Origin of the sequence: Ureibacillus chungkukjangi, from assembly GCF_044795995.1 — a bacterium.
GTDB lineage: Bacteria > Bacillota > Bacilli > Bacillales_A > Planococcaceae > Ureibacillus > Ureibacillus chungkukjangi.
Window position 1 is genome coordinate 1,259,657 of sequence record NZ_CP085009.1, and the last position, 13,324, is coordinate 1,272,980.

13 protein-coding genes are annotated in these 13,324 nt (G+C 37.1%); all 13 read left to right on the forward strand.

Annotated features, from left to right (window positions below; genetic code table 11):
- Position 1: 1 nt before the first annotated feature.
- The 13 genes from sucD to fliH all read left to right on the forward strand — a co-directional run bounded on the left by sucD (position 2) and on the right by fliH (position 13,324).
- Complete coding sequence (gene sucD / locus LG296_RS06190) at positions 2 to 904, forward strand: succinate--CoA ligase subunit alpha (protein WP_107933983.1); 903 nt, start codon at positions 2 to 4, stop codon at positions 902 to 904.
- A 103-nt stretch (positions 905 to 1,007) separates the two neighbouring features.
- Positions 1,008 to 1,883, forward strand: a complete 876-nt coding sequence (gene dprA / locus LG296_RS06195; RefSeq protein WP_306460150.1) for a DNA-processing protein DprA — start codon at positions 1,008 to 1,010, stop codon at positions 1,881 to 1,883.
- Between the two features lie 137 nt (positions 1,884 to 2,020).
- A complete protein-coding gene (topA, locus tag LG296_RS06200; protein WP_107933985.1) occupies positions 2,021 to 4,099 on the forward strand; it encodes a type I DNA topoisomerase in 2,079 nt (692 codons plus the stop codon).
- 458 nt (positions 4,100 to 4,557) lie between these two features.
- Entirely contained in the window at positions 4,558 to 5,457 is a 900-nt protein-coding gene (gene xerC, locus LG296_RS06205) for a tyrosine recombinase XerC (protein WP_251397224.1), read from the forward strand.
- 17 nt (positions 5,458 to 5,474) lie between these two features.
- The gene (gene hslV, locus LG296_RS06210) at positions 5,475 to 6,023 is read left to right on the forward strand and encodes an ATP-dependent protease subunit HslV (RefSeq protein WP_107933988.1); all 549 of its coding nucleotides are present in this window, start codon (positions 5,475 to 5,477) and stop codon (positions 6,021 to 6,023) included.
- Positions 6,020 to 7,417 carry an ATP-dependent protease ATPase subunit HslU gene (hslU, locus tag LG296_RS06215; RefSeq protein ID WP_107933989.1) on the forward strand — a complete coding sequence of 466 codons (1,398 nt, stop codon included), beginning with the start codon at positions 6,020 to 6,022 and terminating at the stop codon, positions 7,415 to 7,417. The genes hslV and hslU overlap by 4 nt, the downstream gene beginning before the upstream one ends.
- 89 nt (positions 7,418 to 7,506) lie before the next feature.
- Positions 7,507 to 8,286, forward strand: a complete 780-nt coding sequence (codY, locus tag LG296_RS06220; protein ID WP_107933991.1) for a GTP-sensing pleiotropic transcriptional regulator CodY — start codon at positions 7,507 to 7,509, stop codon at positions 8,284 to 8,286.
- A gap of 339 nt (positions 8,287 to 8,625) precedes the next feature.
- The gene (gene flgB / locus LG296_RS06225) at positions 8,626 to 9,021 is read left to right on the forward strand and encodes a flagellar basal body rod protein FlgB (protein WP_107933993.1); all 396 of its coding nucleotides are present in this window, start codon (positions 8,626 to 8,628) and stop codon (positions 9,019 to 9,021) included.
- A 2-nt stretch (positions 9,022 to 9,023) separates the two neighbouring features.
- Complete coding sequence (gene flgC, locus LG296_RS06230; protein WP_107933995.1) at positions 9,024 to 9,479, forward strand: flagellar basal body rod protein FlgC; 456 nt, start codon at positions 9,024 to 9,026, stop codon at positions 9,477 to 9,479.
- A gap of 24 nt (positions 9,480 to 9,503) precedes the next feature.
- The gene (gene fliE / locus LG296_RS06235; RefSeq protein WP_107933996.1) at positions 9,504 to 9,818 is read left to right on the forward strand and encodes a flagellar hook-basal body complex protein FliE; all 315 of its coding nucleotides are present in this window, start codon (positions 9,504 to 9,506) and stop codon (positions 9,816 to 9,818) included.
- A 109-nt stretch (positions 9,819 to 9,927) separates the two neighbouring features.
- Positions 9,928 to 11,520, forward strand: a complete 1,593-nt coding sequence (gene fliF / locus LG296_RS06240; RefSeq protein WP_107933999.1) for a flagellar basal-body MS-ring/collar protein FliF — start codon at positions 9,928 to 9,930, stop codon at positions 11,518 to 11,520.
- 15 nt (positions 11,521 to 11,535) lie between these two features.
- Positions 11,536 to 12,549, forward strand: a complete 1,014-nt coding sequence (gene fliG, locus LG296_RS06245) for a flagellar motor switch protein FliG (RefSeq protein WP_107934001.1) — start codon at positions 11,536 to 11,538, stop codon at positions 12,547 to 12,549.
- Positions 12,542 to 13,324 carry a flagellar assembly protein FliH gene (gene fliH / locus LG296_RS06250; protein ID WP_404427670.1) on the forward strand — a complete coding sequence of 261 codons (783 nt, stop codon included), beginning with the start codon at positions 12,542 to 12,544 and terminating at the stop codon, positions 13,322 to 13,324. The genes fliG and fliH overlap by 8 nt, the downstream gene beginning before the upstream one ends.

The window sequence follows — 13,324 nt, forward strand, 5'->3', positions numbered from 1 at the left end:
CATGAGTGTATATATTAATGCGGATACAAAGGTAATTGTTCAAGGAATCACAGGGGAAACTGCACTTTTCCATACAAAGCAAATGCTGGAATACGGCACGAAAATTGTAGCAGGTGTTACACCAGGAAAAGGTGGACAAGTTATTGAAGGCGTGCCTGTATTTAATACTGTAGAGGATGCAGTAAAGGTAACAGGTGCTAATGTTTCAGTTATTTACGTACCAGCACCATTTGCAGCTGATGCAATTATGGAGGCAGTGGACGCTGACTTAGATTTAACAATTTGTATTACAGAGCATATCCCGGTATTAGATATGGTAAAAGTAAAGCGTTATATGGAAGGCAAGAAAACGCGTTTAGTTGGACCAAACTGCCCGGGTGTGATTAGTGCAGATGAATGTAAAATTGGAATTATGCCAGGATACATTCATACAAAAGGTCATGTAGGCGTTGTATCTCGTTCTGGTACGTTAACATATGAAGCAGTTCACCAGTTAACACAAGCAGGAATTGGTCAAACAACTGCTGTTGGTATTGGTGGAGACCCTGTAAATGGAACAAACTTCATCGATGTACTACAAGAATTCAACAATGATCCAGAAACTTATGCAGTTGTGATGATTGGTGAAATCGGTGGTACAGCAGAAGAAGAAGCTGCTGAATGGATTAAAGCGAATATGACAAAGCCTGTTGTTGGATTTATCGGTGGACAAACAGCACCTCCAGGTAAGCGTATGGGGCATGCTGGTGCAATTATTTCCGGCGGTAAAGGAACAGCAAAAGACAAAATTAAAGCTATGAATGATGCTGGAATTGAGGTTGCGCCTACTCCATCTGTAATAGGTGAGACATTAATTAAGGTTATCAAAGAAAAAGGTCTATACGAACAATGTAAAACTCATTAAAATAGAGGGTGGGGCGTGTTATAACGCTCCACCCTTCCCTAATTTGCGGTCACTTTTTATAAAAAACGAAGAAATTTCTTCTATTATAATAAGGAGTGATATATTGAACAATTTACATGAAATCCTCTCTTTTCATTACGTTTATCCACTTCCCTTAAACAAATTTCAAATTCTGATGAAATCTATCGAATCTACGCGCAATATAATAGAAACTTCTCCCTTGGTATTAGCTAAAATTCTTTCGATTTCGACAAATCACGCACGAACTATTTTAAAGAATTATCAGCAGGTATTAGATATAAATTTAGTAGATGTATATCATTCTTCCTCTATCAAGGCCATTACGTTTAATAGTGAATTTTATCCTGAAAGCTTACACGATTTGTTAGACCCTCCAACAGTTCTTTATGCCAAAGGGGATATTTCTTTACTCACTCAGCCTAAAAAAATTGCCATTATTGGATCAAGAAAAGCAACAAATTACTCTAGTCTAGCGTTGGAATATATTATACCGCCACTTGTTGAACAAAATATTGTTATAGTAAGCGGTCTTGCAATGGGAGCAGATAGCTTGGCGCATCGGGCTACGATTCAGTATGGAGGCAAAACCATTGCAGTTTTAGGACATGGCTTTTCCCATCTTTACCCGCCAGAAAATAAGGCCCTTGCTTGCGAAATAGGGGAGAATCATTTACTTTTAACAGAATATCCTCCATATGTTGGGGTCCAGAAATGGCATTTTCCAATGAGAAATCGTATTATTAGCGGTATCAGCAATGCCCTCGTTGTAACAGAGGCTTCTCTAAAAAGTGGGACACTCATCACAACCGAGCATGCTTTAGAACACGGAAAAGATATTTTTGTAGTTCCTGGACCTATTTTAAAAGAACAGTCAAAAGGAACAAATAGTCTACTGCGAGAAGGGGCTATTCCAATTTGGGACGGGTATCAAATCATAGAGGAATTAAAATTGTTTTGAAGGTAAATATTGAAAAAAAGTTGCATTCTTATAAAAACTGTTATACATTTTGCAACAGATACATTTTTTAGGGATACTTACCAAAGTATGTCTATACAAAAATAAACAATTAACCTCTACAAGGGGGAAGAATATAGATGGCAGATTATTTAGTGATAGTAGAATCACCAGCAAAAGCGAAAACAATTGAAAGATACCTAGGGAAGAAATATAAAGTCAAAGCTTCCATTGGTCATGTTCGAGACCTACCAAAAAGTCAAACAGGTATTGATACTGAAAATAACTATGAACCAAAATACATTACCATTCGTGGGAAGGGTCCTGTATTGCAGGATCTAAAATCAGCTGCTAAAAAAGCAAAAAAAATCTATCTCGCAGCCGATCCCGATCGCGAAGGAGAAGCAATAGCCTGGCATTTAGCCCAAGCATTAAATATTGAAATAACTTCCGATTGTCGTGTGGTATTTAATGAAATTACAAAGGATGCTATTTTAGAATCCTTCAAAAGTCCACGTCCCATCAATATGGATTTAGTGGATGCACAACAAGCAAGACGTATTTTGGACAGGCTTGTAGGGTATAACATTAGCCCAATCCTTTGGAAAAAAGTAAAAAAAGGATTATCCGCAGGACGAGTTCAATCCATTGCACTAAGATTTATCATTGATCGTGAAGAAGAGATTAAAAACTTTGTTCCTGAAGAGTACTGGTCGATTGAAGCCATTTTTGAAAAAGGGAAAAAGCAATTTGACTCTTATTACTATGGCAATGGTGAAGAAAAAGTAAAGCTTACAAACGAAGAGCAAGTGAAGACGGTTTTAAGTGGCCTAAAAGGTGATGCGTTCCGTGTTGCCAATGTGGTGAAAAAGGAACGTAAACGTAATGCGGCACCATCATTTACAACCTCCTCTCTTCAGCAAGAGGCTGCACGAAAATTAAATTTCCGTGCTAAGAAAACAATGATGCTGGCTCAACAGCTTTATGAAGGTATTGATATCGGGAAAAAAGAAGGTACTGTCGGGTTAATTACATATATGCGTACTGACTCTACTCGAATTTCGGACACTGCTAAAGCTGAAGCGGTAAATTATATCAATGAAAAATATGGTAAAGAATATGTTGTTGGAGAAGCAAAGCAAGCTAAAAAGGCTGCCAATGCTCAAGATGCCCATGAAGCAATCCGCCCAACAAGTACAATGCGTACGCCAGAGGAGCTAAAGGCAGTATTAAGCCGTGATCAGCTTCGACTATATCGACTAATTTGGGAGCGTTTTATCGCAAGTCAAATGGCTCCTGCGGTTTTAGATACAGTAACAGTAGATTTAGTGAATGGCAATGTTCAATTCCGTGCAAATGGGTCTCATGTAAAGTTCCCAGGTTTTATGAAGCTTTATATTGAAGGAACTGATGACCAAACAGAGGAAACAACAAAGCTGCTTCCAGAGATGGAAGTTGGAGATACGGTGAAGTCGTTAGAGATTGAACCGAAGCAACACTTCACACAACCGCCTCCACGCTTCACAGAAGCACGTCTAGTGAAGGAGCTTGAGGAAAGAGGCATTGGACGCCCTTCTACGTATGCACCGACTCTGGATGTCATTCAAAGACGAGGCTATGTTCAATTAGACGCAAAACGATTTGTACCGACAGAGCTTGGGGAAATCGTCCATCAAGCAACATTGGAGTTTTTCCCGGAAATTATCAACATTGAGTTTACAGCACAAATGGAGCATGATTTAGATGCTATCGAGGAAGGCGCACGAAGATGGGTAGAAGTCATTGATGCTTTCTACAAAGATTTTGAACCTCGAGTAAAGTACGCTGACGATGCAATGGAGAAAATTGAAATCAAGGATGAACCAGCTGGGGAAGATTGCGAGAAATGTGGATCTCCAATGGTTTACAAACTAGGTAGATACGGAAAATTCATGGCTTGCTCGAATTTCCCTGATTGCCGTAATACTAAAGCCATCATGAAACCGATTGGCGTAAAATGTCCAAGCTGTGACACAGGCGAAATTGTGGAACGAAAAAGTAAAACAAAGCGTTTATTCTATGGATGTAACACATATCCAGAGTGCGACTTTGTTTCATGGGATAAGCCAATCAACAGACCTTGTCCAAAATGTAGCTCATTATTAGTTGAGAAGAAGATTAAAAAAGGTACTCAAATTCAATGTACTAAATGTGATTATGAAGAAGCGCCGACACAATAAGAGGCTTACCTGTTTACAATGAGCTTTCTCTTATACTCGGGAGATTCTATTAAGAAAAAATACTTTGCTATGTAGAGACGTAGATACTGACTGAAGCATAATTCTAAATTTTATGAATTCTCACACAATATAATTGCAAAATGCCTTTATAAATTGTTATAATTTATGAGGCATTTTCTTTTTGTCCAAAAATAATAACCAATTCAGTAAAAATAAGTAAGCGTTATACAGGTTTATAGTTAAAATGATGCTTGTTCACAAATATTTTACAAATTTTATTTACTAAATACTTGATATCTTTCCAAGATAGGTTTAGTGTCATAATGTATGTTTTCAAAAGGTGATAGAAAATTTTACAGCCACAAAAATAGTGAATAAAATTATGGTCCATTTATAAACACAATCATTTTTTTATGTAGCGCCTTATTTCATGTGAATTCGTTGGAGGTGTTTTGCTATTGTTTCTAACATTTGCAGAAAGCCTAGATAAGTTTCTCAAATATATTCAACTCGAAAAAAACTTCTCAGTACATACTGTTAGGGAATATGAGTTTGATTTAAATGATTTTCTTAACTTTTTAAAATCAGAAGGAATTTCTAATTTAGAAGAAGTTGAATATATCCATGCGCGGATATATGTAACTAAGCTTTACGATGAACAGAAGGCAAGAAATTCGATCTCTAGAAAGATTTCTTCGATACGTTCCTTTTTTAAATACTTAAATCGGGAATTTAATTTAGATGATTCGTCATTCCGTTCACTTTATCATCCGAAAAAGGAAAAGCGATTGCCTAACTTTTTCTATGAAGAAGAGCTTTCACAGTTATTCGAAAGAAATATTGGCGCTGATGACAAATCTGTGCGCAATATGGCTTTACTTGAATTATTGTACGCCACAGGTATCCGTGTAAGTGAGTGTACAGAAATCGATATGCAAGATATTGATTTTCACTATTCAATTATTCGAGTAATGGGAAAGGGTAGAAAAGAAAGGATTATCCCCTTTGGTCAGTATGCACACGAGGCTTTAAGTATCTATCTTGAAACGGTTCGTCCAAAGCTTATGAAAAATCAAAATCACAAAAAGCTTTTTGTGAATATGCGCGGAGGAGAACTTACTCCTCGAGGTGTACGTTATATACTTGACGACATGATAAAGAATGCATCAATGCATACGAAAATTTACCCTCATATGTTGAGACATTCATTTGCCACACATTTGTTAAATCAGGGAGCAGATTTAAGAACAGTTCAAGAACTACTAGGTCACGCAAGTTTGTCATCAACACAAGTCTACACACATGTTACGAAAGAACATCTTCGAAATACTTATATGAATACTCATCCACGAGCTTGATTTTAGGAGGAATGAAAATGGAACAATTCCATGCAACTACCATATTTGCTATTCATCACAACGGAAAGTGTGCGATGGCAGGAGATGGGCAGGTTACATTAGGAAATTCAGTTGTCATGAAGCATACCGCTAGAAAGGTCAGACGTCTATTCAATGGTAAAGTATTAGCTGGATTTGCAGGTTCAGTAGCTGACGCGTTCACGTTATTTGAAATGTTCGAATCGAAGCTGAATGAATATGGTGGGAATTTACAACGAGCAGCAGTCGAGGTTGCAAAGCAGTGGCGAGGAGATAAAATGCTACGCCAGCTAGAAGCTCTTCTTTTAGTAATGGATCAATCGACACTTTTACTTGTATCTGGTACTGGTGAAGTAATTGAACCTGATGATGGTATATTAGCAATTGGTTCGGGCGGTAATTATGCACTATCTGCAGGGAGAGCGTTAAAACAATACTCTGGAGATCACCTAACAGCTAGTGAAATAGCAAAAGCTGCTCTTACAATAGCTGCTGATATTTGTGTTTATACAAACCATAATATTGTAGTGGAGGCGCTTGAAGAATGACAAAACAAAATTTAACGCCAAGACAAATTACAGAACAGTTAAATCGACACATAGTTGGACAAAATAATGCGAAGAGAGCTGTTGCGATTGCTCTTCGTAACAGATATCGCCGCTCACTTCTAAGTGAAGATTTGCAAAATGAAATTATTCCAAAAAATATTTTAATGATTGGTCCAACTGGTGTTGGTAAAACAGAAATTGCACGCCGTATTGCCAAACTAACGAATGCACCTTTCATTAAAGTAGAAGCAACTAAATTCACGGAAGTTGGTTATGTTGGTCGAGACGTTGAATCGATGGTACGTGATTTAGTTGAAAGCTCGAAAAGATTAGTTACAGACGAAATGACGGAAGCTGTAAAAGATGTTGCAGAGCAAAATGCAAATGAGAAATTAGTAAAATTACTGGTTCCATCAAAAGTGAAATCGAAAATGGCTCAAAACCCATTAGAAATGCTTTTTGGTCAAAAAAATGAGACAACTGATGAGGATTCAACTCATGAAGAAACAGAGGTTCGTTCAAAACGTTCGCAAGTTTCGCAAGATTTGAAATCGGGTAAACTTGAGGAAGAATGGGTAACTGTTGAGGTAACTGAACAAAATACACCATTTTTAGATATGATGCCAGGTATGGGAATGGATATGGGTGCTTCTGGAATGCAGGACATGCTTTCTAGTCTTATGCCGAAGAAAACCAAAAAGCGTAAGATGAAGGTGAAGGATGCACGTCGAGTACTAATCATCGAAGAAGCGAATAAGCTAATCGATTCTGATGAGGTAGCCGCCGAAGCAATTCGTCGTGCAGAGCAATCAGGGATTATCTTTATAGATGAAATTGATAAAATCGCTAGTCGAGGAGGCGCATCTTCCGCAGATGTGTCACGTGAAGGCGTGCAGCGTGATATCTTACCGATTGTCGAAGGATCAACAGTTACGACAAAATATGGTCCTGTTAAAACAGATTTCATGCTGTTTATTGCAGCAGGTGCCTTCCATATGTCAAAACCAAGCGATCTTATTCCTGAATTGCAAGGTCGATTCCCGATTCGTGTCGAATTAGATAAGCTTACAAAAGATGACTTTGTTCGAATTCTGAAAGAACCAGATCAATCGCTCATTTTGCAATATAAAGCATTGTTAGAAACAGAAGGTGTAACAATTGAGTTTACAGATGATGCAATTGACAGGATTGCTGAGATTGCAACAGAAGTAAATCAAGAAACTGATAATATTGGTGCTAGAAGACTTCATACTATTTTGGAGCGACTTTTAGAGGAATTATCATTTGAAGCATCTGAAATTACACCTGCACATATCGAAATTACACCAGCATATGTCGACAAAAAACTCGAAAAAATTTCAAAAAACAAAGATTTGTCACAATTTATCTTATAAATCGAGCATTATTAGTTACAATAAATTGTAGAAACCTTTAGAATATTAAGTGAATTATTATAAGCACCCCTTAGGAGGAAATTTTCAAAATGAATTTATTAGCAAAAACACGTAAGATTAACTCGATGCTTCAAGCATCAGCTGGAAAACCTGTAAACTTTAAAGAAATGGCAGACACTCTTGGTGATATTATAGATAGCAACGTATTTATCGTAAGTCGTAAAGGGAAATTGCTAGGTATTTCAATTCACCAACAAATTGAAAATGCTCGTATTCAAAAAATGGTTGAAGATCGTCAATTCCCGGAAGACTATGCACAGCACCTTTTCGATATCTCTGAAACGTCACCAAATATTGATATCAACAGCGAGCATACAGTGTTCCCTACGGAAAACCGTGATCTTTTCAAAAACGGCTTAACAACAATTGTTCCAATCATCGGTGGTGGTGAGCGTTTAGGTACATTAATCTTAGGTCGTATCACTGCAAGCTTTGAAGATGACGATTTAATCTTAGCTGAATATGGTGCAACAGTAGTTGGTATGGAAATTTTACGTGAAAAATCAGAAGAAATTGAAGAAGAAGCACGTAGTAAAGCAGTCGTACAAATGGCTATCAATTCATTATCATATAGTGAATTAGAAGCTATCGAGCATATCTTTGAAGAACTAGATGGTAACGAAGGTTTACTAGTAGCTTCTAAAATTGCGGATCGCGTTGGAATTACTCGTTCAGTAATCGTAAATGCTTTGCGTAAATTAGAATCAGCTGGTGTGATTGAATCTAGATCTTTAGGTATGAAAGGGACTTATATTAAAGTATTAAATGATAAGTTCTTAACTGCATTAGCTGAAATTAAGATGAAATAATTACGAAACAATAGTAAAGGCTCTGTCACATTTAAATGGCAGAGCCTTATTTTTATGTCTAAAATAATATACATATTTTACTGGGTGCAATTTACTAGTTAATAATAGATAATAGATTAGCTGACCAAGATGCTTAGATTTTTACTGGTTTACACTGTCGAAATAATGGAAATTATGGAGAATTGTGAATCGAAATAAGTCTAAAAAGCGCAAAAATAGTGCAGATTAACTATTAAAAAACAGCAATTGGCAATAGACACTTTGTAGTATTATACTTTAAAATTAAGTTATTGAATTGAAATATAATGTAATATAAAAATAGATTTTGAGGTGAATGGTTTGAATTTATTCGGAGGAACAATCAGCAGCCTAGAAAAAGGTCTGAATTATGCTTCGTTAAAGAATAAAACAATCGCTCAGAACATAGCGAATGTGGATACTCCTAATTATAAGGCGAAAAATGTCAATTTTGAGCAAATGTTGTCGGATGCTAAAGAAGCTTCTACTATATCTGCAAAAAGAACTGATGCAAGACACTATGATTTTCAAATACAACAATCAACTCCAGGTGTTTACAGCTATGATAACTTCAACTATCGCAGTAATGGGAATGGTGTTGATATGGATGCTGAGCAAGCAAGCCTAGCAGAAAATACAATTTACTATAATGCGTTAGTAGAACGAGTTTCTAGTAAGTTCAACACTCTTAACACAGTTATTAAAGGAGGTAGATAGATATGTCTATATTTACTAGCATGAATACAACTGCCTCAGCTTTAACAGCTCAACGCTTGCGAATGGATGTTGTTTCGTCAAATATCGCAAATGTCGACACGACTCGCGCTAAACAGGTGAATGGTGAATGGGAGCCTTATCGCCGTAAATCTGTAACGTTATCTGAAGAAAATGGACAATTCTCTAGTTTCCTAAACCAAGCTATGGGGAAAAAGGAAAATGCGGGGAATGGTGTGAAGGTGACAAAAATCAACGATGATACACAAACACCTTTCAAATTAGTTTACAATCCGACACATCCAGATGCGAACGAGGATGGTTATGTTGAAATGCCAAACGTCGATCTTCTAACTGAGATGGTCGATCTAGTTTCCGCTACACGTTCTTATGAAGCAAATGTAACTGTATTTAACGCTAGTAAATCTATGCTAACGAAAGCATTAGAAATAGGAAAATAATAGACGTGGAAAGGATGAGTTAATTTGGCAATAAATCCAGTATCATTATCTGTTGCAAATACGCAAATAATAGATGAAACAAATAAAATAAAACCAGCTGCTACACCGTTTGAGGCACAGCAATCTTTTGCTAGTACATTAAAAGATGCTATTGCTTCTGTTAATACTCAACAAGTTCAATCAGATGTAATGACGCAAAAGTTAATCAATGGTGAAGATGTTGATTTACATGAAGTAATGATCACCGCTCAAAAGGCGAGTGTAACTTTAAATGCTACGATGGAAGTTCGCAACAAGGCAATTGAGGCATACCAAGAAATTATGCGAATGTCTATTTAACTTCATTTAGCAACTCTTTATCTGCACCGTTTAACTTACGTTATGTAAAATTATTATGCGCAAATGTAAGTCGAATAAAGGTGTATTCATAAAAATCGGGGGATAGCTAATGAATGAACGTTTTACAAGAGTGAAAAGCGACTCGACTCAATTTTGGAAGAGTCGAACTAAAAATCAAAAGGTTGCAATTGTCGGGACATTGATAGGTGTAATTGCACTTGCAGCTATACTTACATACTTCTCAACAAGAACAAAAATGGTACCTCTCTTTACTGAATTATCAGCTACTGAAGCAGGAGAAATCGCTGAGGTTTTAACTGCACAGGGTGTAAAATATGAAATCGCTCCAGGTGGAACGAATATTTTAGTGCCTGAAGAGCAGGTCGATTCATTAACGGTATCACTAGCTGCACAAGGATATCCTGAATCAGGAGAGATTAACAACTCCTTCTTCACTTCAAATGCGGGATTTGGTATGACAGATAATGAATTTAACGTAATTAAGCTTGCTGCTACACAAACAGAATTAGCAAACTTGATCAGAAAAATTGATGGTGTGAAAAATGCCAATGTAATGATCAATATGCCTGAACAAGGTGTATTTGTTAATGACACAGGACAAGAGGCAAGTGCATCCATCGTATTGGATACTGAGCCCGGTCATCAATTTTCAAATGAACAAATTTCCACTTTATATAATCTAGTTTCCAAAAGTATTCCAAACCTTAGTCCAGAAAATATTGTAATCACGAACCAATACTCAGAGTATTTCGATTTAGAATCTGCATCCTCTGGGTCTAATTCAATTGATTCTGTTGATGGTCAAATGCAAGTGAAGAAAACTATTGAACGTGATTTACAAAGACAAGTTCAACAAATGCTTGGCACTCTAATGGGGAATGATAAGGTAGTTGTTTCAGTAACAACAGATATCGATTTCAAACAAGAGAACCGTCAAGAGAATCTAGTTCAGCCTGTAGACGAGGAAAACATGGAAGGACTTGAAATTAGTGCTCAACGAATCACTGAATCCTATTCTGGTGTAGATGCTGCTGCTGGAACACCTGAAGCAGGTGCAGGAACAGATAACTTTGTCGATTATAGTTCAGTAGGTAGCGGTGATGGCGACTACGAAAGAGTCGAAGAAACGATTAACAAAGACGTAAATCGTATCACAAGAGATATTCAAGAAAGTCCATATAAACTGCGTGACATCGGAATCCAGGTAATGGTAGAACCACCAACTCCGACAGATCCTGCTACACTTTCTGAGGATGTAGTAAATGATATCGAGCAAATCCTTACAACTATTGTTCGTACATCGATTGATAAGGAAGCTGCCGGGGAGCTAACAAACGAACAAATCAATGACAAAGTAGTTGTTTCAGTTCAGCCATTCTATGGTAATGACGCTGCAACAGGTGAAGAAACACCAATCATTCCATGGTGGATTTGGGTAGTCGGTGGAATCCTAGTTGCTGTAATCTTATTACTTGTATTCTTTATCGTTCGTTCTAGAAGACGTAAAGAAGCAGAAGAAGATTACTCAATTATCGAAGAACAAGAAGAGCTAATAGTTAGTGACATAAATCAAGAAAAAGAAACTGAAGGAACAATACGTCGTAAACAGCTTGAAAAAATGGCGAAGGAAAAACCAGAAGACTTTGCAAAGTTGTTACGCAGTTGGATTACCGAAGATTAATGGGGGTGTTCGAACATGTCCAAAAAGGAGAAAGAATTGTCAGGAAAGCAAAAGGCTGCTTTGCTGTTAATTTCTTTAGGGCCAGAAGTTTCTGCTTCTGTATATAAGCATTTAAACGAAGAGGAAATCGAACGTCTTACGTTAGAAATCTCAAGTGTCAAAAAAGTAGAACCCGGTATTAAGGAAGATATCATTGAAGAATTCCACCATATCGCGCTTGCACAGGATTATATTTCGCAGGGTGGTATTGGATACGCAAAAACGGTATTAGAAAAAGCACTGGGGCAAGATCAAGCACAAGCAATTATTAACCGTTTAACATCATCTCTACAGGTACGCCCGTTTGACTTTGCTAGAAAAGCTGACCCTGGACAAATCTTTAACTTTATACAAAATGAACATCCTCAAACAATTGCACTTATTTTATCTTATTTAGATCCTGGACAAGCTGGTGTCATTTTGTCGTCTTTACCACAGGAAGTTCAGGCTGATATAGCAAAACGTATTGCCATGATGGATTCTACTTCTCCTGAAGTAATCAGTGAAATTGAATCCATCCTAGAACGTAAATTATCATCCACTGTTACACAGGATTACACAGAAACTGGTGGCGTGGACGCAGTTGTTGATGTATTAAATGGAGTAGACCGTCAAACAGAAAAAACAATTCTCGATGCGTTAGAGATTCAAGATCCAGAGCTAGCTGAAGAAATTAAAAAGAGAATGTTTGTATTCGAAGATATTGTTACATTGGATAATCGCTCGATTCAACGTGTTATTCGTGACTGTGAAAACGAAGACTTACTATTATCCATGAAGGTAAGCAGTGAGGAAGTTAAGGATATTCTATTCCGCAACATGTCACAGCGTATGGCTGACACATTTAAAGAAGAAATGGAAATTATGGGACCTGTTCGACTGCGCGATGTTGAAGAAGCCCAATCAAGAATTGTGGGTGTGATTCGCCGCCTAGAGGATGCAGGAGAAATCATCATAGCTCGTGGTGGAGGAGATGACGTAATTGTCTAGAATCATCCGCTCAAACAATGCAACTCAAAAAAAACAAGAACAAGTAAAAATCCAGGTGCGTAATTTGTTCAAGGTTGATTATGAAGGAGAAGATAATTTTCAAGAACCAACCTTAACGATGGAGGAAATTAATGCGGAAAGAGACCAGATTTTATCCATTGCCAAAATGGAAATTGAAGCTCAAAAGCAAGAATTTGAACGATATCGACAGGAACAAATAGAAAATATTGATCAGCTCAGAAAAATGTGGGAAGAAGAAAAACTTGTTTTAGAGCAAAATGCTTACGATCAAGGCTTCCAGCAAGGCTATGAAGAGGGTATGAAAAAAGCTCAAGTCGATATGCAGGAAGCATATTCTCTTGCAAACAAAATCATTGATGATTCTCGTTCAATGGCACAAAGCTATATCGAAGAGCAGGAGCGAGTTATTTTAGAGCTTGCAATATCAGCCTCTGAACGTATTATTGGCACTTCTTTAGATAGAGATGATGAGGTTTTCTTATCAATCATTAAAAGAGGTGTAAAAGAAGCTAGAGAAATGAAAGAAGTTAAAATCTATGTTTCACCAAGATACCATCAGCTTGTTTCACAGCATCGCGAGGAGCTAGTTGAAATGTTCCCAACAGATGTTCCATTACTAGTTTTTGTTGATGAAGAATTGAACGAAACCGAGTGTTATATAGAAACTAACCATGGTCGAATCGTTGTATCAGTAGATGAACAGTTAAGTGAACTACGTATAAAGCTAAATGAAATTTTAGACAGTAAGGAATGA